The sequence below is a fragment of the Roseinatronobacter domitianus genome, assembly GCF_023336755.1.
Lineage (GTDB): Bacteria > Pseudomonadota > Alphaproteobacteria > Rhodobacterales > Rhodobacteraceae > Roseinatronobacter > Roseinatronobacter domitianus.
In genome coordinates, this window is sequence record NZ_JALZWP010000002.1 from 287,279 (window position 1) to 308,062 (window position 20,784).

The window sequence follows — 20,784 nt, forward strand, 5'->3', positions numbered from 1 at the left end:
GCGCTCGGCCAACACTCAGCTCAACCGATCACACCCACCGGGCCAACAGCCCCCGTCTGCGCCCGCTGCATCAGCACCTGATCCAGCAGCACACAGGCCATCATCGCTTCAGCCACCGGCACGGCGCGAATACCCACGCAAGGATCGTGACGGCCTTTGGTGACGACATCATTCGGGCTGCCGTCGCGCAGAATGGAGGCGCGCGGCGTTGTGATAGATGACGTCGGTTTCACAGCAAAACGCACGACCACATCCTGCCCGGTCGAAATACCGCCCAAGATACCGCCCGCCTTGTTGCTGCGGTAATCTGGACCATCCGCGCCCATGTCGATCTCGTCAGCATTCTCCACCCCGGTCAGGCCGGCGGCATCCATGCCTGCACCAATCTCGACACCCTTGACCGCGTTGATTGACATCATCGCGGCGGCAAGCGCCGTATCCAGCTTGGCATAGATCGGCGCACCAATCCCCGCAGGCAAACCGCGCGCGACAACTTCTATCAGCGCACCCACCGAATTACCGTCGCTGCGCATTGCATCCAGCGCCTTGGCCCAATCCTCTGCGGCTTGCGCATCGGGCACCCAAAACGGGTTGCGCGCAATTTCATCCGCGTCAAACCGGGCGCGGTCAATACGGTGCGACCCCATCTGCACCATGTAGCCCAAGATCTGCAACTCGGGCAAAAGCTGGCCAAGCGCCGCGCGCGCAACACCGCCCGCCGCCACACGCGCCGCCGTTTCACGCGCCGAAGAGCGCCCGCCCCCGCGTGGGTCGCGCAGACCGTATTTCTGGTAATAGGTGATATCGGCATGGCCGGGGCGGAATGTGTCTGCGATATTGCCGTAATCCTTGCTGCGCTGGTCCACATTGCGGATCATCAGCTGAATCGGCGTGCCAGTGGTGCGGCCCTCATAGACACCGGACAGGATTTCCACCGCATCGGGTTCACGGCGCTGCGTGGTGTGACGGCTTTGCCCCGGTTTGCGCTTGTCCATCCATGTCTGAATCATGCCTGCGTCCAGCGCCACGCCCGGCGGACAGCCATCCACCGTGGCGCCCAAAGCAGGCCCGTGGCTTTCACCCCAAGTGGTCACGCGAAACAGATGGCCGAATGTGTTGAAGCTCATGGGCTGGCACTCCTTTGCGCCAGCAATAGCGGGCAGCGGCGGCAGGCTCAAGCCATGCCCTTGCCGCGACACACCAAAAGCGTTATCTGCGAAGTTACCTCGGGGTGCCCTTTGGGCTGAGATTTGTGTCACGCATGAACCCGTTGAACCTGAACCGGTTAAGACCGGCGGAGGGAAGGGACAGGGTGCGCAGCGCGCCCGCGCTCATCTCCGCCTGTCGTGAAAGATGGAGATCGAAACATGAAATCACCCCTTTTCGCGGCGGCAATCCTTGGCTTGGCGACATCCGCCCAAGCCCAGACGCTGACCGTCATCGCGCCTGACTATTTCGGCTCTGAATGGGGCCCCGGACCTGCCATAAAAGAAGGGTTCGAGGCCCGCTGCGGCACCTGCACGCTCAACTTCCGCACGGGCGATGTGATGTCGCGCCTGCAACTGGAAGGCGCACGGCTGGACGGGGACGTGGTCATCGGGCTGAACACCGACACCACGCTGCGCGCCCGCGAAACCGGGCTGTTCGTGCCGCATGGCCAACCGTTGGCGGCGCTGACGCTGCCAATCGACTGGGCGGATGACACCTTTCTGCCCTTCAACTGGGGCTATAACGCCTGGGTCTATGACAAAACCCGCGTGAAAAACCCACCGACCAGCTTTGCAGACCTTATCACCCGCGAGGATATCTCGCTGATCTGGCAAGACCCACGCTCGTCCAGCGCCGGGCTGGCACTGTTGCTATGGGTCGACCAGCTATATGGCGAGGATGCTGCCGATGTCTGGGCAGCGCTGTCAGAGCGCACCGTCACCGTCACCGCAGGCTGGTCCGAAGCCTATGGCCTGTTCACCGAAGGCGAAGCCGACATGGTGCTAAGCTACGCCACATCACCCGCCTATCACATCGTGGCCGAAGAAGATGACAGCAAAGCCGCCGCCATTTTCAGCGAAGGCCATTACCTGACCGCCGAAGTTGCGGGTGTGCTGTCGGGAACCGAAAACCCCGGCCTTGCCGCCGATTTCATGGCCTATATCCTCTCGCCCGAGTTCCAGCAGATGATCGCCTATGGCAACTGGTCCTACCCATCTGCCCTGCCGCGTGAAGACTGGCCCGAAGTGATGCGCGATCTGCCCTACCCGGATACGGCGCTATTCTATAGCGAAACACAGGCCGAAGAGCGTCGCGTCCCGGCACTCGATCTGTGGCTGGAGGGCATGACACGGTGACACAGGCCCGCGTCCTAACACTTGTCTTTGCGAGTGTCGTGGCGCTCTGGCTTTTGGCGCTGAATTTCGGCGCGGTGGGCGCGGTGGCCCTGCGCGCCGAAGGGCTGACAGGTTTGCGTGCGTCGGACTGGGCCGCCGTGCGCTTCACGCTGCTGCAAGCGCTCCTGTCAGCATTGCTGTCGGTCGCGCTCGCCATCCCGGTGGCGCGCGCGCTGGCACGGCGACGATTTATCGGGCGAGGGTTGCTGATAACCCTGATGGGAGCGCCCTTCATCCTGCCGACCTTGGTCGCAGTTCTGGGGCTGCTGGCCGTGTTCGGGCGCTCTGGCTTGGTCAATGACGTGTTGGGGCTGGTCGGGCTGGGGCCGGTCAACATATACGGGCTGCACGGCGTGGTTCTGGCGCATGTGTTCTACAACCTGCCGCTGGCGGTGCGGATTATCCTGCAAGGTTGGGCGGCTATTCCATCCGAACGCATGCGGCTGGCCGTTTCACTTGGCTTTTCCCCCACAGACCGCCTGCGCCACCTGGAAGCGCCGATGCTGCGAGAGGTCGCGCCCGGTGCCTTTCTTCTGGTCTTTCTGATCTGCCTGACCAGTTTCGCGGTGGCGCTGGCTTTGGGTGGCGGACCCCGTGCGACAACGGTTGAATTGGCGATATACCAAGCGTTCCGCTTCGATTTCGACATGGGCCGCGCCGCCGCGCTGGCCCTGGTGCAGTTTGGCCTGTGCCTTGGGGCTGGCGTGTTGGCCCTGCGCGTAGCTCTGCCCTCGGGGCTTGGCGGCGGGCTGGACCGGCCGTTGCCGCGCATGGATTACCGAGCCCGCGCGATCTGGGGCGACGGGGTGCTGATCGCGCTGGCGGCGCTGTTCCTGCTGGTGCCGCTGGCGCTGATCGTGCTGCGGGGTGCGCCACATCTGGTCAGCCTGCCGGCACCTGTCTGGCAGGCCACAATGCGCTCGCTTTGGGTCGCACTCGGCGCAACGGTGCTGACGCTCTCTTTTGCGCTTGTTCTGGCACATGCAATCCTTGCCTTGCCCCGCTTCGGCGCGGCGGCACTGGAATGGTTGGGGCTGGCGGCGCTCGCGGCCTCGCCGCTGGTGATCGGGACAGGTCTGTTCCTGATCCTCCGCCCGATTGCCGACCCGCGCGATATGGCGCTTGCCGTGACGATGCTGGTCAATGCCGGGCTTGCGCTGCCCTTTGCGCTGCGGCTGATCCTGCCGGCCTTGCGCGATGTGGCCGCCACGCAGGGACGGCTTGCCACATCAATTGGCCTGCACGGGGCGGCGCGGTTTCGGCTGGTGACGCTGCCGCGCCTGCGCCGTCCGATGGGCTTTGCCGCCGGGCTGACCGCGGCGCTGTCGATGGGCGACCTTGGGGTGATCCTGCTGTTTGCCGATGCCGAGCGCGCGACGCTGCCGATGCAGCTTTACCGCCTGATGCAAGCCTACCGGCAGGATGACGCGGCGGGGGCGGCGCTGTTGCTGCTGCTGGCCAGTCTTGCCCTGTTCTGGGCGTTTGACAAATGGGGACGCAGCGATGCTACGGCTTGAGGACATGAAGATCACGCAAGGCGGGTTTCACCTGCGTGCGGATTTCGAGGTGTCACAAGGCGCGCGGGTTGCGGTGATCGGGCCGTCAGGGGCGGGAAAATCGACCTTGTTGGGCGCGATTGCGGGGTTTGTGCCACATGCGGGGCGGATCACTTGGCGGGGCGACCCCCTGGCAAAAGATCCGGGCGCGCGGCCTGTGTCGATCCTGTTTCAGGACAATAACCTGTTTCCGCATCTGAGCGCCGCCGAGAATGTGGCGCTAGGGCTGAAACCGTCGCTGCGGTTGAGCGCACCAGAGCGCGCGCGGGTGCACGATGCTTTGGCCCGTGTGGGGCTGGACGGCATGGGCAACCGACGCCCCGCCGAATTGTCGGGCGGGCAGCAAAGCCGTGTCGCGCTTGCCCGCACGCTGATTCGGGCGCGGCCACTGCTGTTGCTGGACGAACCGTTTGCCGCCCTTGGACCGGCGCTGAAGGCCGAAATGCTGGCGCTGGTCGCCGAAATCGTGGCAGAAACGGGGGCGACGCTGCTGATGGTCAGCCACGACGTGGCCGATGCGCGGGCCATCTGTGATGAGACGAGTCTGGTAGCCGGGGGCGTGGCCCATGCACCGCAACCGACCGGGGCGCTTCTGGACGACCCGCCGCCGGAGTTGCGCGCCTATCTGGGATAGGGTCCGTCGCAAGGGGCTTTGCCCCTCTGGTCCCTGCGGGACCATTCACCCCAGGATATTTGAGCAAGGATGAACGGCAAACGCGGTCAGCCCGGAACCCGCGCACCGAAGATGGCGGAGCCGACGCGGATATGCGTGGCGCCATGGGCGATGGCGGTTTCGAAATCGTCGGACATGCCCATCGACAGGCCCGCCAGCCCGTTGCGGGCGGCGATTTCGGCCAAAAGCCTGAAATGGGTGGCGGCGTCTTCGTCGACCGGGGGGATGCACATAAGGCCCTGAACAGGCAGGTCCAGGCTGCGGCATTCAGCGATCATGGCATCGGCATCATCGGGCAGGATACCGGCCTTTTGCGGCTCTGCGCCGGTGTTGACCTGCACGAACAGGTCCGGGCAGCGGCCAAGTTCATCGGCCAGACGCGCGAGGGTGCGGGCGAGTTTGGGACGGTCGAGCGAGTGGATCACGTCGAAGAGTTCCATCGCCTGACGGGCCTTGTTGGTCTGGAGCGGGCCGAGCAGGTGCAATTCGACCGGGCCGAACATGTCGCGGAAGCCGGGCCATTTGCCTGCTGCTTCCTGCACGCGGTTTTCCCCGAACACGCGGTGGCCCGCGTCCAGCACCGCGCGCACGCGGTCATCGGGCTGAACTTTCGACACGGCGATAAGGCGGACGGAGCCGGGGGTGCGGCCTGCCTGCGCCTCGGCGGCGGCGATCCGCGTCTGAATATCCTGCAATGACATGGGTGCCCTTCAGTTTCCGAGGAAAACACGCTGGCCGCGGGGCCGGTTGGGGTTGTCTGACCCCAGTTTATCGAGATCCAGTTCGGCGCCGAATTGCACGCCGCCATCGGTTTCGCCAACGAATCTGAGCTTGAGCTGGGTGCGGGCATATAGCCGCGCTTCGGCGCGGTCGCTGCCGGGGGCGGCGGCGGGGCGGTCCCAGACCACGCCCATGCGGGTTTGGCCCTGCAAGCTAAGGCCGGTGGGTTCGCGTGTGGTCTGGGCCTGGGCCGGAACCACGATCAACAGGGCCAATATGACAGCGCGCGCCAACATATGTTTACCTGCGCCCAATGCTGCGGACATCTTCGCTTGCGCCCATGAACACACCGCCGACACCATCGAGCGCGGCAGATGTGGTTTCGCACCCGGCAAGCAGGCTGGTGGCAAAGATCAGGGCATATGCGCAGTATCGGGTCATATCAGCCAGTTTTGAACGGCGGGTCTGACGGCAATCTAGGGCAAATGACGCGCGCGGAAAAGGTCGCGGCGGTCAAAAAGAAAAGAGCGGGCGCAAGGCCCGCTCTTTCCATCGTTCAATCCGGGTTGGATTAGAACGAGAAGTTCAGACCGAAGTCAGCCAGGGTCGAGCCAGCGCCGGTGTCGTTACGCACGATACCGCCGACCAGCGATGCGCCGCCGCCCAGGTCGTAGCTTGCGCCCAGACCGTAGTGGGTAGCGCCAGCGAAATCACGACGACCGAATGCGGTGACGGTGGTTGCGTCGAACGAACCGGAGATCGACAGGCCATACTGGTTTGCACCAGCCGAACGACCGTAGGTCAGCTTACCCGTGACGCCTTCGAATTCAGCACCGATGTAACCGATGGTGTGCGATGCACCGCTGTTCACTTTTTCATAGCCAATACCGCCCATGAAGCCGTTCATTTCATAGCCGACTGCGACCGAGTAGACGAACGCTGCGTTCGACGGGTTGTCGATGGACAGAGCCAGCGTCAGTCCGTCCATGGAGTAGTCGTAGCGAGCAGCAGGGCGCGTCGCGTTGCCGAGATAGGTGTTCTCGTTCAGGTCGCCCAGACCGGTCAGGCCAACGCCGGACAGATCGCCAACGATGAATTCAGCAGCGCTTGCAACGTCGCCCATGGACAGGCGGCCAAAGGTGCCCGAAACAAAGACGGAACCAGCGGTGCCGGCGTTTGCGCCAACGGCGTTGTCAGCGCGGAAGGAGCCGCCGAATGCCAGGCCGCCATCGGTTTCGCCCGACAGGGTGAACACAACGCGTGCGCGGCTGGTGAAGGACAGTTCGCGTGCAGCGGCGCTGTCGTATGCGATACCCATGCGAGCCGAACCCGACAGAGCGACGTCTGCAGCGGCGTAGCCAGCGGTCATGACCAGAGCGGTCGAAGCCAGAAGAAGCTTTTTCATTTTGATTACCCTCGTTGTCTTAGGTGTTCCTCGCCTTACCACTCAGGCAAGGTCTGAGCCTGTTTCATCCTTTCGCCCCATTTTTTCAAGCGCAAGCGCCGCGCCCGCAGGCAATGTGCCGAAAATGGTGCAGAATTGTCACGCACGCGCCATGGGCGCATTATAGCGGTGCGTGGCACGGGCCTTGTTCCGTGTTTTAGAACGGGCTACAGAAGGACAACGCTATATAGGGGCAATGCAATGGGTTGGAACGGCATTTCGCGCGGTGGCATTTTATTGGGTGCCGTATTGGTCTTGTCCGGGTGCGGTGGCGGATTCGGCTTCGGCAACTTTCTAAGCGGCGGCGAGCGGTCGCGCGCAGAGGTGGCCGAGATTCAGGAACGCGACCGGGCGCAGGCTGGCGGGATGGTCGGGCAATCCACCATCTGGGACCTGTTTTCCAACGCGCAGCCGCCCTCGACCACGGTAGAGGTGAACAAGTATTTGTGGAACGCGTCTTTGGAAGTTCTGGATTTTCTGCCGGTGCAGTCGATTGACCCGTTTTCCGGCGTGATCGTGACAGGCTATGGCACACCGCCGGGCGGCGGTCGCGCGTATCGTGCCGCTGTGCTGGTAAATGACCCGGCGCTGGATGCGCGGTCGTTGAACGTGGCGATCATGACGCGGAATGGCCCGGCCAGCCGCGACACGATTCGCGCGGTGGAAGATGCCATCCTGACCCGCGCGCGCCAGTTGCGGATTCGCGACCGCAATCTGTAGATTCTGGACCTTCGCCAAACACATCGCTACAGATGCCGGGCCGGTCGCGCCCGGCATTTTGCGTTCAGCCCCAAGGAAGTGACATGCCCCAAGCCACAGACGCACGCTACCAGCCGCAAAGCATTGAACGGGCATGGCAAGACGCCTGGGCCGAGGCCGGTGTCTTTACCGCGCGCCGCGACCCCGCCAAGCCCAAATATTATGTGCTGGAAATGTTCCCCTACCCGTCGGGCCGCATTCATATGGGACATGTGCGCAATTACACGATGGGCGATGTGGTCGCGCGGTATAAGGCTAGCTGCGGGTTTTCGGTGCTGCACCCGATGGGGTGGGACGCGTTCGGCATGCCTGCCGAGAATGCCGCGATGGAGCAGGGCGGCCACCCCAAGGACTGGACCTACGGCAATATTGAGGTGATGCGCGACCAGATGAAGCCCTTGGGCCTGTCGATTGACTGGAGCCGCGAATTCGCCACCTGCGACCCGGAGTATTACGGCCAACAGCAGGCGATGTTCATCGACATGCTGGCCGAGGGGCTGGTTTACCGCAAGAACGCGGTCGTGAACTGGGACCCGGTGGATATGACGGTTCTGGCCAATGAGCAGGTGATCGACGGCAAGGGCTGGCGGTCGGGCGCAGAGGTGGAACGCCGCGAGCTGACGCAATGGTTTTTCAAGATTTCCGATTACAGCGCCGAGTTGCTGGAGGCGCTGGACGGGCTGAAAGACTGGCCCGAAAAGGTCCGCCTGATGCAACGCAACTGGATTGGCCAGTCGCGGGGCTTGCAGTTTGCCTTTGGGGCGGTGGACGCGCCCGAAGGGTTTGACCGGATCGAGGTGTATACCACCCGGCCCGACACGCTGATGGGGGCGAGTTTTGTCGGGATTTCCCCGGATCACCCGCTGGCCAAGTATCTGGAACGGCATGACCCGAAGGTGGCCGCGTTTGTCGCTGATTGCCGCAAGATCGGGACCACCGAGGAAGCCCTTGAGAAGGCAGAGAAAAAGGGGTTCGACACCGGCATCCGCGTGCGCCACCCGTTTGATGATGCCTGGGAGTTGCCGGTCTATATCGCGAACTTCATCCTGATGGATTACGGCACCGGCGCGATTTTCGGCTGCCCGGCGCATGACCAGCGCGATCTGGATTTCGCCAATAAATACGGGTTGCCACACCCGGATGTGTTCTTCGCGTTGGACAATGACACCCCTGTCGATGCCACCGCCTTTGTGCCGCTGAAAACCGAGAAGGTCCGCTATGTGCGCGGTTTCGCGGGGGAAGAAGTGCAGACCGGGGCCGACGCGGTGGAAGCCGCGATTGCATTCTGCGAATCGCGTGGCGTGGGCCATGGCGTGACGCAATACCGCCTGCGCGACTGGGGGCTGTCGCGCCAACGCTACTGGGGCTGCCCGATTCCCGTGGTGCATTGCGACACCTGCGGCGTGGTGCCCGAGAGCAAGGCAAAACTGCCGATCGCCCTGCCCTATGACGAAGACGGCACGCCGATTGATTTCAGCACCCCCGGCAACCCGCTGGACCGCCACCCGACATGGCGCGATTGTGCTTGCCCGTCTTGCGGTGCCCCGGCCAAGCGCGAAACCGATACGATGGACACGTTTGTCGATTCGTCATGGTATTACGCGCGCTTCACCAGCCCCCGCGCCGACACGCCGACCGACAAGGATGACGCTGAGTATTGGATGAATGTCGACCAGTATATCGGCGGCATCGAGCACGCGATCCTGCACCTTCTCTATTCCCGCTTCTTCGCTCGCGCGATGGTGAAAACCGGGCATTTGCCGGAAAGCGCGAAAGAGCCGTTCAACGCGCTGTTCACGCAGGGGATGGTGACGCATGAGATTTATACAACACAAGATGCCAAGGGCCGCGCAATCTATCACCTGCCGGAAGATGTCGAGGATGGGAAGCTGAAAGCCACGGGCGAGGCAGTGCGCATCATCCCCTCTGCCAAAATGTCGAAATCCAAGAAAAACGTGGTGGACCCGGTCAACATCATTGAAGCGTTCGGGGCCGATACCGCGCGGTGGTTCGTGCTGTCCGACAGCCCGCCCGAACGCGATGTGGAATGGACAAGCGCGGGGGCAGAAGCGACCTATAAACACCTGAACCGTGTCTGGATGCTGTGCGACCGGATCGCCGCCATGGACACCGGCCAGCCGTCGGACGCCGACACCGACCTGTTGCGCGCCACCCACCGCGCGATTGATGCGGTCACGAAAGCGGTTGAGAACTTCGCTTTCAACAAGGCGATTGCCGAACTTTACGCCTTCACCAACACGCTGTCGAAATCGAAAGCCTCTGGCGCCGCGCAAGTGACCGCGCTGAAAACCCTCGCGCAACTGATGGCCCCGATGGTGCCGCACCTGGCCGAAGATATCTGGTCGCGCTTGGGCGGCGAAGGATTGGTCGCGCAAGCCGCTTGGCCCAAGGCCGACCCGGCCATGCTGGTGGCCGACAGCGTGACCCTGCCCATCCAGATCAATGGCAAGCGCCGCTCCGAAATCACGGTTGCCGCCGATGCCAGCAAGGAAGAGGTTGAAAAACTCGCCCTTGCGGATGATGCTGTGGTCAAGGCGCTGGCGGGCAACCCGCCGCGCAAGCTGATCGTTGTGCCGGGGCGGATCGTGAATGTGGTTGTCTGACAGACGGGCTTTTTTATTGGGCGCATTGGCGCTTTCGGGCTGCGGTTTTACCCCCGCCTATGCGCCCGGCGGGCCGGGCGCGGCCTTGCGCGGGCAGGTCCGTGCCGATGACCCGAGCGATTCGCTGGGCTTTGCCTTTGTCGGCGCGCTGGAAGAACGGTTGGGCCGGCCCCAAACCGCGCGCTACGCGCTTGCCTACAGCATCACCACCTCGGAACGGGGCGCGGCAAGCGTTGTCGGCGTGGGCGAAACCCGGATCGCGCTTTTGGGCAGCATCGACTATTCGCTGACAGATACGGCCACGGGTGAAACCGTCACCTCTGCCAGCCTGCGCAATGTGACGAATTATTCCACCACTGCGAACCAGCTTGCCACGCAGCGCGCGCGCGAAGACGCGACAGAACGCCTGATGCGCATTCTGGCCGATCAGATCGCCACCCGGCTGCTCGCCGCTCTGGCGGAATGAAGCTCAACCCTCGCGATTTCGCGCGCCTTGTCGCCAAACCCGACCTTGGCCTGTCGGGCGTGCTGATTTACGGGCAAGACGCGATGCGCGTGGCGCTGAAACGGCAAGAACTGATCGCCGCCACCATTGGCCCGCAGGGCGAGGCCGAGATGCGGTTGGAACGGCTGGCAGGCGCCGACCTTCGGCGCGACGCCGCGCAATTGCTGGACGCAGTCAAAGCACAAGGCTTTTTCCCCGGTCCGCGCGTGGTCTTTCTGGACGGCGTGACCGATCAGGGGACAGACGCAGTTCAGGCCGCACTGTCGGACTGGCGACCGGGGGACGCGCAGATTATCGCGACCGCCGGCGCGCTGAAAGCCAGCTCGAAACTGCGCAAACTGTTCGAGGGCGCGAAAACTGCGGGCGCGGTCGCGATCTATGACGACCCCCCCACGCGAGAGGAAATCGAGGCGGAACTGACGCGCGCGGGCCTGACACAAATCAGCCCTGACGCCATGCGCGACCTGACGGCGCTGTCGCGCGTGCTGGACCCCGGCGATTTTCGCCAGACCTTGCAGAAAATCGCTTTGTATAAACATGGCGACGGCACCGCGCTGACCCCGGCAGAGGTTGCCGATCTGGCACCCGCCAGCCATGAGGCCGCGGTAGATGACCTGCTGCATGCTGTGGCAGAGGGCGAGTCTGCCAAGATCGGTCCCTTGATGGTGCGCTTGCATGCCCAGGGGGTTGCCGCCGTGACGCTTGCGATCATGGCCATGCGCCATTTCCGCAGCCTTCACGCCATGAATTGCGACCCCGGCGGCCCCTCGGCGGGCATTCAGCGCATGAAGCCCCCTATTTTCGGCCCGCGCCGCGACCGTCTGTTAAAGCAGGCGCAGGGCTGGGGATTGGTGCGACTGGAAGCCGCGCTCGCCACGCTGACGGATGCCGATCTGACCTTGCGCTCGTCCTCCAACGCGCCCAGCATGGCGGTGGTGGAACGCGCGCTGATCCGTCTGGCGATGATGGCGCGCCGCTAACAAGAGGGCGCCCATGTATACCGTTATCGGCAAGGCCAATAGCCGCGCGACCCGCGTTTTGTGGGTGCTGGAAGAACTGGGGCTGGACTACGACCATGTCCCGGCTGCGCCCCAATCCGAAGGGGTGGTCAGCTTCAACCCGGCCGGCAAGGTGCCGGTGCTGATCGAAGATGGCACACCGATCACCGATTCGACCGCGATTATACAATACCTGGCCGACAAACATGGTGATCTGACCTTTCCGGCAGGCACCCTGGACCGCGCACGCCAAGACAGCCTGACGCAGTTTCTGCTGGATGAATTCGATGCCGCGCTGTGGATGGCCGCGCGGCATTCCTTTGTCTTGCCCGAAGAACTGCGCCAATCCGCGATCAAACAATCGCTGATCTGGGAGTTTACGAATAGCCAGAAAACGCTGGCGCAGCGCATGGGTGACGGGCCATTCCTGATGGGCGCGCGGATGACGGTGCCCGATGTGATCCTGACGCATTGCGGGCACTGGGCGCGAATCGCGAAATTCCCGGTACAAGAGGAAAGGCTGACCGCCTACCTGGACCGCATGTTTGCCCGCCCCGCGCTGCGCAAGGTCATGGAGCGGATGGGGTGAAGGGCAGCGGGTGGCCGGTCCGGCGGCCAGCCGCTGCCCGGCGGGTCTTTCGACCCTTGTTGACTGGGCTTGGCCAAGCTTTCACACCATCGTGACACCATCCCATGCAACACCCCTTCGCTTTCTATCGTATATCCTAAGACAGTTCCTTAACCCCGGAGGCCCCGACATGCGGCTGACAACTTTATTCGCCACGCTGTTCGCAGCGTTTTTCACCGCCCTGCCCGCCATGGCGCAGACCCAGACCGCGCTGGTCGCGGGGGGCTGTTTCTGGTGCGTCGAATCCGATTTCCGGCGCGTCGAGGGCGTGACCGATGTGCGCGTGGGCTTTGCGGGCGGCAGCCAGCCCAACCCCGCCTATGAAGACGTGGCGCGCGGACGCACCGACCACTTGGAGGTGACGCAGATCACATTCGACACGGGCGAGATCAGCTATCGGCAGGTGCTGGACCTGTTCCTGCGCTCGATCGACCCGTTTGATGCAGGCGGCCAGTTCTGCGACCGGGGCATGCAATATTCCACCGCCATTTTCGCCACGCCAGAGCAGCAGCCCATCGCGCAAGCGGCCATTGCGGCGGCAGAGGCGGAATTGGACAAATCCATCGTCACCCCGGTGCGCGACATGGCCACGTTTTACGAGGCCGAGGACTACCACCAGAACTACGCCAATAGCGAGGAACGCACGCTGACCCGCTTTGGCTGGATCACCCGCAAGGACGCCTACAAGAATTACCGCGAGGCTTGCGGCCGCGACGCGCAAGTCCGCCGCATCTGGGGCAGTGACGCGCCCTTCGTGGGCGGTTAAGCCAGCGCGGCGTCGATCTGGGCGCGCGTGGGCATAGCTGCCGCCGTTCCTGCGCGTCCCACCTTCAGCCCGGCGGCAGCGGCGGCAAAGCGCATCGCATCTTGTGGGGACATGGCGCCGTCCAGCGCTGCGGCCAAAGCGCCGGTAAAGCAATCGCCCGCGCCCGTGGTGTCCACAACTTGGCCCGCCATGGCGGGGACGTGCATATCGGGCGTGCCATGCGCGTGCCAACTGGCACCTTCGGCCCCTTTGGTCACGATCACGGTTTCGACCGGCAAATCCGCGAAAGACGCGCCCAAAGCCTCTTGAAGCTGCGCCGCTTCTATCGCGTTCAGCACAAGAATATTGGTGAAGGTCAGGACAGCCTGAACCGCCTCGGCATCAAAAGGCGCAGCGGAATAGACCACCTCCATCCCAAGCCCCATTGCATATTCGGCAATTTCGGCACCATGCGCGGTCTCGTTCTGGATCAGCAGAATATCGCCAATTTCTGCACCGCTCAACGCCGCGCGGGCTTGGTCCAGATCAATTGCGCGGTTCGCGCCGGGGTGGATGACGATACTGTTCTCTCCCTCCGGTTCCAGAAGGATAATGGCGTGACCCGTGGCCTCTGCGACAACCTGCACGCCCGACACATCCACACCGAAGGACGCCAGCGCGTCCTTCGCGCCGCCGCCCCCCACAGCCCCGATATGGCGCACAGTCGCACCGGCCCGCGCAGCGGCCACGGACTGATTCGCGCCCTTGCCGCCCAGTTCCACCCGGTAGCCACGCGCGGCCAGCGTTTCGCCGGGGGCCAGGCGATGAGGCAAATCATACACATGGTCCAGATTGATGGACCCATAGCAATAAACCGTCATTTCACGTCCCAAATTAAGAGCATGTCAGCCCTTCTGCGCGCAACGCCCGCGCCTCTGCCCTTAGCTGCTGCAAGGCGCTCTGTTCTTCGGCGACGTTTACAGCAACACGCCTAGCGGCGCGGGGTTGTTGCACTGGATCTGTGCAAAGCCACTCTGGCGGGCCACAAAACCTCAGCAGTGTCTTGCCATCTTGCGCGGGCTGCGTGCGGTAGCCGCGCGCCAACGCCTGCTCGCGGTCAGAAATCTGTTCCATGACAGCGGCCAAGCGCCCCTCGCAAACCGGGTGGCTGGCACATCCGGCCAAAAACAGGGCTGTCAAAAGGGCAACGCGGGTCATGTTCGGGTCTTAGCATATTGCACAGGAAGGGGCATAAAAAACCGCCTGCCCTTTTTTCTTAACCGAACTGGGCATACATCTGCTCCAAGCCTGAAGGAGCGCCGATGACCGACACCGCGAACCCCGTCTTGCAGTTCATGCTAACCCGCCGCTCGCGTCCGGCAAAACTGTTGCGCGCGCCCGGCCCGGACCGCGCCGCACTGGAACCCATGCTACAAGCCGCCGCCCGTGTGCCTGACCACGGCAAACTGGAACCGTGGCGCTTTATCGTGCTGGAACAACCAGCCGGCGCGCGCGTTGCCGGTCAGATCATGGAATACGCCCGAACACGAGAGTTGGAGGGCGAAAAGCCCGCCCGCGCCTTTATTGACAGCCCGGTTTGCGTGGCCGTGATCGCCAGCCCCAAACCGTCGCAGAAAATTCCGGAACTGGAGCAGACGCTGTCAGTGGGTGCGGTTTGCCTTGGTCTGGTCAACGCGGCGCTGGCCACGGGCTGGGGTGCGAACTGGCTTACAGGATGGCCCGCGCATGACGGCGCGCTGATGACGCAGATATTGGGCCTTGCCCCGCAGGAATGGGTCGCGGGCTTCATTCATATCGGCACCGCAGATACAGCGCCCCCCGACCGCCCACGCCCCGACATGAACGCCATCACAGACTGGGTGCAGACATGATCCTGTCCTCCTATGCCCATGCCGTCGGCCAGTTGCGCGACCCGCGCTTTCGCCGTGTCATCTGGTTTGGCGTTGCGCTGGCTGTGGCGCTGCTATTCGCCATGTATGCGCTGGTTTTGCTGGTGGTGCAGATATTCGTTCCCGGCACGCTGACCCTGCCCATCGCGGGCGAAGTATCGGGCCTGCAAACCTTGCTCTCCATCGGGTCGCTTCTGGTTATGCTGGGGCTGTCGGTGTTCCTGATGGTGCCAGTCGCCTCGGCCTTTACCGGCATCTTCCTAGAAGACGTGGCCAGCGCGGTCGAGCGTGAGCATTATCCCGGCCTGCCCGCGCCAACACCCGTGCCCCTGACCACCGCCATTACCGATTCGCTGCGCTATTTCGGCCTGCTGGTTGCGCTGAACCTGTTGGGCATGGTAGTGTTCGTGTTTTCGGGGGGCTTGGGCTTCGTGGTGTTCTGGGGCATCAACGCATGGCTGCTGGCGCGCGAGTATTTCACCTTGGTCGCGCTACGCCGCCACACCGCGGCAGAGGCCCGTGCCTTGCAACAGCGCCACCGCTGGCGGCTGTGGTTCGCGGGGATGTGGATGGCTGTGCCGCTGTCCATTCCCTTCATCAATCTGCTGATGCCGGTCGTGGGGGCTGCGGCCTTCACCCATATGTATCACCGGGTGCAGGGGCGCAAACCGGGGTCTAGCCGGGTCGCGTAACCCGCTCGATCATATCCATCGTAATCACACCGGACAGGATAATCCCGGCAATCACCACGAAAAAACCCGTGGCCCACATGGTCACAATGCGCGCGGTTTTCCACATCTGGGCATCTTCCGGGGCGCCGCTATGCGTGCCCGGAACCACATGCCCTGCCTCGCCCTGCGTGCGTGTTCGCAGCGGCAGCACAATGAACAACGTCATGAACCAGATAATCGCATATAACACGATTGCGGACATGATGCTCATTACACTTGCTCCAGTTCGACCAGACAGCCGTTAAAATCCTTGGGGTGCAGGAACAACACGGGCTTTCCATGCGCGCCGATCTTCGGCTCTCCGGTTCCCAAAACGCGCGCGCCCTCGGCGCTCAGCTTGTCGCGCGCCGCGATAATGTCATCGACCTCGTAACAGATATGATGAATGCCGCCCGAAGGGTTCTTGTCCAGAAACCCTTGAATCGGGCTGCCCTCTCCCAGCGGGTATAACAACTCGATCTTGGTGTTCGGCAAGGTGATGAAAATAACCGTCACCCCGTGGTCGGGTTCATCCTGCGGCGCGCCGACATCCGCGCCCAGCGTGTTGCGATACTGCGCTGCTGCGGCCTCTAGGTCCGGCACGGCAATGGCGACATGGTTCAGGCGTCCGATCATGGGAGTCCTCCGTTTCGCTCCATATGGGGCATGGGTGGGGCCTCTGGCAAGCCCAAGGCGCAGTGACACGCGGCCGCAACCCCCGCACTTAACCCGATCTTAGGCAATCGGCGCTTGAATAAAGCTCTGCCATGGAGGGATGCGATGAATACCGAATCGACCAGCACCACCCTTAGCCCCGGTCTGCCGCAGCCCTATCAACGCGGTGGCACGCTGCTTCTGGTCGAAGACAGCCGCCTGACCGCCGATTATGTGCGCCTGCTGTTCCGGGGCGCGGGCGGGCGCTTGCGCCGGGCCGACTGCCTGCGTAGCGCGCGGCGGCACATGTCGCTTTACACCCCCGATGCCGCGATTGTCGATCTGGGCCTGCCCGATGGGTCAGGGCTGGACCTGATCGCGGAAATGGCCCGGCGGCGGCCTCGCACCGGGTTGATCGTGGCCACCTCTGGCGACCCAGAGAGCGAAGAGGACGCGTTCTTGGCAGGGGCCGATCGCTTCTTGCCCAAACCCTTCGGCACCGGGGCGCAATTCACACAGATGCTTGCGCCGGTGTTTTTCGGCCTGCGCGGTGCAAATGTGCAAAACCCCGCCCCAACGCAGGCCGCGCTGCGTGACGACCTGTATCTGGCGCTGGACTTGCTGAATGGCCCAGGCGCGCGGCCCGCCTATGCAGGGCAGTTTATCGCGCAACTGGCCTGTATGACCGGCGATTTTGCGCTGGAACGCGCAGTTCAAACGGGCGAGCGCGCGCAAATCGCGGCACTGTTGCGCAACCGACTGCGCGCGCTGCCGCTGATCTGAATGGGTTTGGCTTTGGGCAACGGGCAGCGTCACAAATCTGAAACTGCCCGTAACTTCCCTGAAACCGTGCCGTTAGTCTTTCGGCGCCAACCGCAAGCCCAACTCGCGCAACTGCTCGTTCGTCGGGTCCGAAGGCGCGTCCAGCAGCAAATCTTCGGCGCGCTGGGTCATCGGGAACATGATGACCTGACGAATATTCGCCTCTCCGGCCAGCAGCATCACGATCCGGTCAATCCCGGCCGCGCAGCCGCCATGCGGGGGCGCGCCGTATTTGAACGCCTTGACCATCCCGCCGAAGCGCTTGTCCACTTCGGAATTCGGGTAGCCCGCGATTTCAAACGCGCGATACATGATTTCCGGCTTGTGGTTGCGGATCGCGCCCGACAGCAGCTCATACCCGTTGCAGGCCAGATCATACTGGTAGCCCTTCACGGCCAGCGGATCGCCCGACAGCGCGTCCATCCCGCCCTGCGGCATGGAAAACGGGTTATGGCTGAAATCGACCTTCCCGTCGTCGGTTTCCTCATACATCGGGAAATCCACGATCCACGCGAACGCGAAGCGGTTTTCATCAACAAGCTTCAACTCGCGCCCGATCTCGTCGCGCGCACGGCCTGCGACACCTTCGAACTGCGCAGGCTTGCCACCAAGGAAGAAGGCGGCGTCGCCCTCCCCCAAGCCCAATTGCTGGCGGATGGCTTCGGTCCGCTCGGGGCCGATATTTTTCGCGAGAGGGCCCGCGGCTTCCAGCCCATCGGCACCCGCGCGCCAGAAAATATACCCCATCCCCGGCAGCCCTTGCGCTTGCGCAAAAGCGTTCATCCGGTCGCAGAACTTGCGGCTGCCGCCGCCTGGCGCGGGGATGGCGCGGATCTCGGTGCCGTCATTCTCCAACAATTTCGCAAAAATCGCGAAGCCAGAGCCGCGGAAATGCTCGGATACCACCTGCATTTCAATCGGGTTGCGCAGGTCAGGCTTGTCAGTGCCGTATTTCAGCAGCGCCTCGGCATAGGGGATTTGCGGCCAGTCGGCGCAGGCATCGACCTTGGCCCCGCCGCCGAACTTTTCGAACACACCCTGCAAAACCGGGCCAACAGCGGCGAACACATCGTCTTGCTCCACAAAGCTCATTTCCAGATCAAGCTGGTAAAAATCGGTCGGGGACCGGTCGGCGCGCGGGTCTTCGTCGCGGAAGCAGGGCGCAATCTGGAAATACCGGTCATAACCCGACACCATGATAAGCTGCTTGAACTGCTGCGGTGCTTGCGGCAGCGCATAAAACTTGCCCGGATGCAGGCGCGACGGCACAAGGAAATCGCGCGCGCCTTCGGGGCTGGATGCGGTAATGATCGGCGTCTGGAACTCGCGGAAGTTCTGGTCCCACATGCGACGGCGCATTTCCGCCACCACGTCCGAGCGCAACACCATGTTGCGCTGCATCGTCTCGCGCCGCAGGTCCAGAAAGCGGTAGGACAGGCGCGTTTCTTCCGGGTAATCGGGCTCTCCGAACACCGGCAACGGCAGATCATCGGCTGCGCCCAGCACCACCATGTCGCGGGCGTAAACCTCTATCTCGCCGGTTTTCAGCTTGGTGTTAATCAGCGATGCATCACGCGCCTTCACCACCCCGTCGATCCGCACGCAATATTCCGCGCGCAGTTTTTCGATCCGGGCAAAGGCCGGACTGTCGCTATCGGCCAGAACCTGTGTGATCCCGTAATGATCGCGCAGGTCAATGAACAGCACCCCGCCATGGTCGCGGATACGATGAACCCAACCCGACAGACGAACGCTGTCGCCCACATTGGCGGCGGTCAAATCGGCGCAGGTATGGCTGCGATAGGCATGCATGGGAAACCCTTCCTTGCTCTGGCCTGCGCGATACACCTTTTGCGCCGCGTAAAGTCAAGGGTTTCAGGTCCAATGCATGCCTGCCTCACCGGTCAAAACCGCCCGCGCCATGGCCAGACGCTCTGGCGGCAGGCCCATTGCGGCGGCAGCATCCAGCACCGTCTCATCGCGCATCATGACGAAATCGAGCGCGGCGGCACTCAGCCCCGGTTCTGGCGTGCCACCTTGCAAGGCAGCGCGCAGCTCTTCGGGCGCAGCACCCGTGGCCGACAGGAACACGCCCAACAGCTCTTCCTGCCCGCATAACCAAAGCAACACATCCCCTGCGATCTCTTGCGCTTGCGTTGTCTGCATCTGCCACCTTCCCCGATTGCATCACGCCCTAAAGGTTTTGTTAACCAGTTCGGCGCTATTCTGTTCCTGTGCAATCTAACATTGGAATACCATTGAATGGCAGGCCAGATTCTTATCGCTGACGACTTATCGCTGAACCGCACGGTCTTGCGCGGCAAACTGACCTCTGCCTGCTACCGCACCATTACAGCCAATGGTGGGATCGCCGCGCTGGCGCTGGCGCGCAGCCACAAGCCGGACCTTGTTTTGCTGGATTATCACATGCCCGACATGGACGGGCTGGCCGTGTGTCAGGAATTGCGCGCAGACCCGAAAACGCGCGATATTCCGGTTATTCTGTTTTCGGCCACGGCGGATCATGGGCATCGGCTTAGCGCACTGGCCGCCGGCGCAGATGATTTTCTGGCAAAACCGCTGGATGAAATCTATTTGCTGGGCCGTATCCGCAGCCTGTTACGCAGCGTCGCACACCGGGATGAATGGCGCCTGCACCCCAACACCGCCTTGCAGGCCGGGCTTGCAGAAGCTGCCGGGGCCTTCGTTGTGCAGCCCCACCTTTCCCTGTTGAGCGGGCAGCCGGATGCCTCCGCGGGCTGGCTTTCGACACTGGCGGCCATCTGGCCAGAGGCGCGGTTAACCGGCACCAGCGTCGCCAATGCGCTTGGCCTGGATGCGCCGGAACAGGCGCCCGACCTGTTCGTCATATCGCCAGAGGCGCTGGCTATTTCGGGCCTGCATGTCATTGCCGAATTGCGGTCGCGCAGCGCCACGCGCCATTCCGAAATCTGCATTATCCTGCCCCCCGCAGCCCGCGCGAACGCCGCAATGGCGCTGGACCTTGGCGCGGCGGACATCCTGACCTTGCCACTGGATCGCGCGGAATCGCGGTTGCGGCTGGAAAAGATCATTGCCCACAAGCAACTGGCTGACGCCCAGCGCCGGACTCTGGAAAGCCAGCTTGGCCTTGCCGCGTTCGACCCGCTGACGGGGCTGCACAACCGCAATCATGCCGTGACGCGGCTGTCGCGCACAATTACACAAGACCAAGGCAAATTCGCGCTGCTTCTGATCGACCTTGATCGCTTCAAAGAGATTAACGATCAGCATGGCCACAATGCGGGCGATGACATCTTGCAACAGGTCGCCCGGCGGATGCAGACGGACCTACGCAAATCCGACATTCTGTGCCGCTATGGTGGGGAGGAATTCCTGCTGGCCATGCCCAATGCCGATCTGGAGACCGCTCGCCATGTGGCAGAGCGGCTTTGCGCCCGGATCGCGGATGACGCTTTCCAATTACGCAACTCCGACACACGGTTAACCGTAACGGCCTCGATCGGCATCTCCGTACATGGCGCGCCAAAGCACCCGCTGACCGGCGAGATGCTGAACCAATTGCTAGAGGCGTCAGACAAGGCTCTGCGCAGCGCCAAGCTCACCGGTCGCAACCGTGTTGTCAGCGCACAAGCCAATGTCCTTGCCTGAC

24 protein-coding genes and 1 riboswitch are annotated in these 20,784 nt (G+C 63.0%); of the genes, 13 read left to right on the plus strand and 11 right to left on the minus strand.

Features of this window, described 5'->3' with window-relative positions; genetic code table 11:
* Positions 1-20: 20 nt before the first annotated feature.
* Positions 21-1,127 carry a chorismate synthase gene (gene aroC, locus M3N55_RS03455; RefSeq protein WP_249056404.1) on the minus strand — a complete coding sequence of 369 codons (1,107 nt, stop codon included), beginning with the start codon at positions 1,125-1,127 and terminating at the stop codon, positions 21-23.
* Between the two features lie 90 nt (positions 1,128-1,217).
* Positions 1,218-1,320, plus strand: a riboswitch (TPP riboswitch).
* A gap of 47 nt (positions 1,321-1,367) precedes the next feature.
* Between aroC and M3N55_RS03460 the strand changes: the two genes are divergently transcribed.
* The 3 genes from M3N55_RS03460 to M3N55_RS03470 are packed head-to-tail and all read left to right on the plus strand — an operon-like array spanning position 1,368 to position 4,574.
* Positions 1,368-2,345: a thiamine ABC transporter substrate-binding protein gene (locus M3N55_RS03460; RefSeq protein WP_249056406.1), complete on the plus strand. Its 978-nt coding sequence runs from the start codon at positions 1,368-1,370 to the stop codon at positions 2,343-2,345.
* Entirely contained in the window at positions 2,342-3,901 is a 1,560-nt protein-coding gene (locus tag M3N55_RS03465) for an ABC transporter permease family protein (protein ID WP_428982584.1), read from the plus strand. Before M3N55_RS03460 ends, M3N55_RS03465 begins: the two co-directional genes overlap by 4 nt.
* A complete protein-coding gene (locus tag M3N55_RS03470) occupies positions 3,888-4,574 on the plus strand; it encodes a thiamine ABC transporter ATP-binding protein (protein ID WP_249056407.1) in 687 nt (228 codons plus the stop codon). Before M3N55_RS03465 ends, M3N55_RS03470 begins: the two co-directional genes overlap by 14 nt.
* Positions 4,575-4,660: 86 nt before the next feature.
* Here M3N55_RS03470 and M3N55_RS03475 read toward each other — a convergent pair whose 3' ends face one another.
* The 4 genes from M3N55_RS03475 to M3N55_RS03490 all read right to left on the minus strand — a co-directional run bounded on the left by M3N55_RS03475 (position 4,661) and on the right by M3N55_RS03490 (position 6,738).
* Positions 4,661-5,314, minus strand: a complete 654-nt coding sequence (locus M3N55_RS03475) for a YggS family pyridoxal phosphate-dependent enzyme (RefSeq protein WP_249056410.1) — start codon at positions 5,312-5,314, stop codon at positions 4,661-4,663.
* A 9-nt stretch (positions 5,315-5,323) separates the two neighbouring features.
* Positions 5,324-5,629, minus strand: a complete 306-nt coding sequence (locus tag M3N55_RS03480; protein ID WP_249056413.1) for a porin — start codon at positions 5,627-5,629, stop codon at positions 5,324-5,326.
* 4 nt (positions 5,630-5,633) lie between these two features.
* Positions 5,634-5,774 (minus strand): hypothetical protein, encoded by a 141-nt coding sequence (locus tag M3N55_RS03485; protein WP_249056415.1) that lies wholly within the window; start codon positions 5,772-5,774, stop codon positions 5,634-5,636.
* Between the two features lie 130 nt (positions 5,775-5,904).
* On the minus strand, positions 5,905-6,738 hold the full coding sequence (locus tag M3N55_RS03490) for a porin (protein WP_249056417.1): 834 nt from the start codon (positions 6,736-6,738) through the stop codon (positions 5,905-5,907).
* Positions 6,739-6,978: 240 nt separating this feature from the next.
* Here M3N55_RS03490 and M3N55_RS03495 point away from each other — a divergent pair, with 240 nt between their 5' ends.
* The 6 genes from M3N55_RS03495 to msrA all read left to right on the plus strand — a co-directional run bounded on the left by M3N55_RS03495 (position 6,979) and on the right by msrA (position 13,057).
* A complete protein-coding gene (locus tag M3N55_RS03495) occupies positions 6,979-7,497 on the plus strand; it encodes a DUF3576 domain-containing protein (protein ID WP_249056420.1) in 519 nt (172 codons plus the stop codon).
* A gap of 83 nt (positions 7,498-7,580) precedes the next feature.
* Complete coding sequence (gene leuS / locus M3N55_RS03500; protein WP_249056423.1) at positions 7,581-10,160, plus strand: leucine--tRNA ligase; 2,580 nt, start codon at positions 7,581-7,583, stop codon at positions 10,158-10,160.
* Positions 10,147-10,626: an LPS assembly lipoprotein LptE gene (gene lptE, locus M3N55_RS03505; RefSeq protein ID WP_249056425.1), complete on the plus strand. Its 480-nt coding sequence runs from the start codon at positions 10,147-10,149 to the stop codon at positions 10,624-10,626. The genes leuS and lptE overlap by 14 nt, the downstream gene beginning before the upstream one ends.
* Positions 10,623-11,645, plus strand: coding sequence for a DNA polymerase III subunit delta (holA, locus tag M3N55_RS03510; RefSeq protein ID WP_249056426.1), 1,023 nt, complete (start codon positions 10,623-10,625; stop codon positions 11,643-11,645). Before lptE ends, holA begins: the two co-directional genes overlap by 4 nt.
* A gap of 13 nt (positions 11,646-11,658) precedes the next feature.
* Entirely contained in the window at positions 11,659-12,252 is a 594-nt protein-coding gene (locus M3N55_RS03515; RefSeq protein ID WP_249056428.1) for a glutathione S-transferase family protein, read from the plus strand.
* Positions 12,253-12,421: 169 nt separating this feature from the next.
* Positions 12,422-13,057, plus strand: a complete 636-nt coding sequence (gene msrA, locus M3N55_RS03520) for a peptide-methionine (S)-S-oxide reductase MsrA (RefSeq protein WP_249056429.1) — start codon at positions 12,422-12,424, stop codon at positions 13,055-13,057.
* Here msrA and M3N55_RS03525 read toward each other — a convergent pair.
* On the minus strand, positions 13,054-13,917 hold the full coding sequence (locus M3N55_RS03525; RefSeq protein WP_249056431.1) for a ribokinase: 864 nt from the start codon (positions 13,915-13,917) through the stop codon (positions 13,054-13,056). The two genes, msrA and M3N55_RS03525, sit on opposite strands and share 4 nt — an antisense overlap.
* 13 nt (positions 13,918-13,930) lie before the next feature.
* Positions 13,931-14,254 (minus strand): hypothetical protein, encoded by a 324-nt coding sequence (locus M3N55_RS03530; protein ID WP_249056433.1) that lies wholly within the window; start codon positions 14,252-14,254, stop codon positions 13,931-13,933.
* Positions 14,255-14,358: 104 nt separating this feature from the next.
* On the opposite strand from M3N55_RS03530, the gene M3N55_RS03535 reads away from it, so the two are divergent.
* Both M3N55_RS03535 and M3N55_RS03540 read left to right on the plus strand, forming a co-directional pair.
* Complete coding sequence (locus M3N55_RS03535; protein WP_249056435.1) at positions 14,359-14,928, plus strand: nitroreductase family protein; 570 nt, start codon at positions 14,359-14,361, stop codon at positions 14,926-14,928.
* Positions 14,925-15,638 carry an EI24 domain-containing protein gene (locus M3N55_RS03540; protein ID WP_249056437.1) on the plus strand — a complete coding sequence of 238 codons (714 nt, stop codon included), beginning with the start codon at positions 14,925-14,927 and terminating at the stop codon, positions 15,636-15,638. The genes M3N55_RS03535 and M3N55_RS03540 overlap by 4 nt, the downstream gene beginning before the upstream one ends.
* On the opposite strand, the gene M3N55_RS03545 is transcribed toward M3N55_RS03540, so the two are convergent.
* Positions 15,622-15,888 (minus strand): DUF1467 family protein, encoded by a 267-nt coding sequence (locus M3N55_RS03545; RefSeq protein ID WP_249056438.1) that lies wholly within the window; start codon positions 15,886-15,888, stop codon positions 15,622-15,624. The two genes, M3N55_RS03540 and M3N55_RS03545, sit on opposite strands and share 17 nt — an antisense overlap.
* Positions 15,888-16,292, minus strand: coding sequence for a methylmalonyl-CoA epimerase (mce, locus tag M3N55_RS03550; protein ID WP_249056439.1), 405 nt, complete (start codon positions 16,290-16,292; stop codon positions 15,888-15,890). Before mce ends, M3N55_RS03545 begins: the two co-directional genes overlap by 1 nt.
* A 144-nt stretch (positions 16,293-16,436) precedes the next feature.
* On the opposite strand from mce, the gene M3N55_RS03555 reads away from it, so the two are divergent.
* Positions 16,437-17,093, plus strand: coding sequence for a response regulator (locus tag M3N55_RS03555; protein ID WP_249056441.1), 657 nt, complete (start codon positions 16,437-16,439; stop codon positions 17,091-17,093).
* A gap of 72 nt (positions 17,094-17,165) precedes the next feature.
* On the opposite strand, the gene aspS is transcribed toward M3N55_RS03555, so the two are convergent.
* On the minus strand, positions 17,166-18,944 hold the full coding sequence (gene aspS / locus M3N55_RS03560) for an aspartate--tRNA ligase (protein WP_249056442.1): 1,779 nt from the start codon (positions 18,942-18,944) through the stop codon (positions 17,166-17,168).
* Between the two features lie 63 nt (positions 18,945-19,007).
* Positions 19,008-19,298 carry a DUF3572 family protein gene (locus tag M3N55_RS03565; RefSeq protein WP_249056444.1) on the minus strand — a complete coding sequence of 97 codons (291 nt, stop codon included), beginning with the start codon at positions 19,296-19,298 and terminating at the stop codon, positions 19,008-19,010.
* Between the two features lie 96 nt (positions 19,299-19,394).
* Between M3N55_RS03565 and M3N55_RS03570 the strand changes: the two genes are divergently transcribed.
* On the plus strand, positions 19,395-20,783 hold the full coding sequence (locus M3N55_RS03570; RefSeq protein ID WP_249056446.1) for a diguanylate cyclase: 1,389 nt from the start codon (positions 19,395-19,397) through the stop codon (positions 20,781-20,783).
* Position 20,784: the final 1 nt, after the last annotated feature.

Coding starts and splice junctions, on each gene's coding strand:
- M3N55_RS03530 (WP_249056433.1), bottom strand. CDS start 14,254: ATGACCCGCGTTGCCCTTTTGACAGCCCTGTTTTTGGCCGGATGTGCC.
- M3N55_RS03485 (WP_249056415.1), bottom strand. CDS start 5,774: ATGACCCGATACTGCGCATATGCCCTGATCTTTGCCACCAGCCTGCTT.
- M3N55_RS03525 (WP_249056431.1), bottom strand. CDS start 13,917: ATGACGGTTTATTGCTATGGGTCCATCAATCTGGACCATGTGTATGAT.
- holA (WP_249056426.1), top strand. CDS start 10,623: ATGAAGCTCAACCCTCGCGATTTCGCGCGCCTTGTCGCCAAACCCGAC.
- M3N55_RS03515 (WP_249056428.1), top strand. CDS start 11,659: ATGTATACCGTTATCGGCAAGGCCAATAGCCGCGCGACCCGCGTTTTG.
- leuS (WP_249056423.1), top strand. CDS start 7,581: ATGCCCCAAGCCACAGACGCACGCTACCAGCCGCAAAGCATTGAACGG.
- mce (WP_249056439.1), bottom strand. CDS start 16,292: ATGATCGGACGCCTGAACCATGTCGCCATTGCCGTGCCGGACCTAGAG.
- M3N55_RS03565 (WP_249056444.1), bottom strand. CDS start 19,298: ATGCAGACAACGCAAGCGCAAGAGATCGCAGGGGATGTGTTGCTTTGG.
- lptE (WP_249056425.1), top strand. CDS start 10,147: ATGTGGTTGTCTGACAGACGGGCTTTTTTATTGGGCGCATTGGCGCTT.
- M3N55_RS03470 (WP_249056407.1), top strand. CDS start 3,888: ATGCTACGGCTTGAGGACATGAAGATCACGCAAGGCGGGTTTCACCTG.
- aroC (WP_249056404.1), bottom strand. CDS start 1,127: ATGAGCTTCAACACATTCGGCCATCTGTTTCGCGTGACCACTTGGGGT.
- M3N55_RS03460 (WP_249056406.1), top strand. CDS start 1,368: ATGAAATCACCCCTTTTCGCGGCGGCAATCCTTGGCTTGGCGACATCC.
- M3N55_RS03495 (WP_249056420.1), top strand. CDS start 6,979: ATGGGTTGGAACGGCATTTCGCGCGGTGGCATTTTATTGGGTGCCGTA.
- M3N55_RS03475 (WP_249056410.1), bottom strand. CDS start 5,314: ATGTCATTGCAGGATATTCAGACGCGGATCGCCGCCGCCGAGGCGCAG.
- M3N55_RS03555 (WP_249056441.1), top strand. CDS start 16,437: ATGAATACCGAATCGACCAGCACCACCCTTAGCCCCGGTCTGCCGCAG.
- M3N55_RS03480 (WP_249056413.1), bottom strand. CDS start 5,629: ATGTTGGCGCGCGCTGTCATATTGGCCCTGTTGATCGTGGTTCCGGCC.
- aspS (WP_249056442.1), bottom strand. CDS start 18,944: ATGCATGCCTATCGCAGCCATACCTGCGCCGATTTGACCGCCGCCAAT.
- M3N55_RS03545 (WP_249056438.1), bottom strand. CDS start 15,888: ATGAGCATCATGTCCGCAATCGTGTTATATGCGATTATCTGGTTCATG.
- msrA (WP_249056429.1), top strand. CDS start 12,422: ATGCGGCTGACAACTTTATTCGCCACGCTGTTCGCAGCGTTTTTCACC.
- M3N55_RS03490 (WP_249056417.1), bottom strand. CDS start 6,738: ATGAAAAAGCTTCTTCTGGCTTCGACCGCTCTGGTCATGACCGCTGGC.
- M3N55_RS03570 (WP_249056446.1), top strand. CDS start 19,395: ATGGCAGGCCAGATTCTTATCGCTGACGACTTATCGCTGAACCGCACG.
- M3N55_RS03535 (WP_249056435.1), top strand. CDS start 14,359: ATGACCGACACCGCGAACCCCGTCTTGCAGTTCATGCTAACCCGCCGC.
- M3N55_RS03540 (WP_249056437.1), top strand. CDS start 14,925: ATGATCCTGTCCTCCTATGCCCATGCCGTCGGCCAGTTGCGCGACCCG.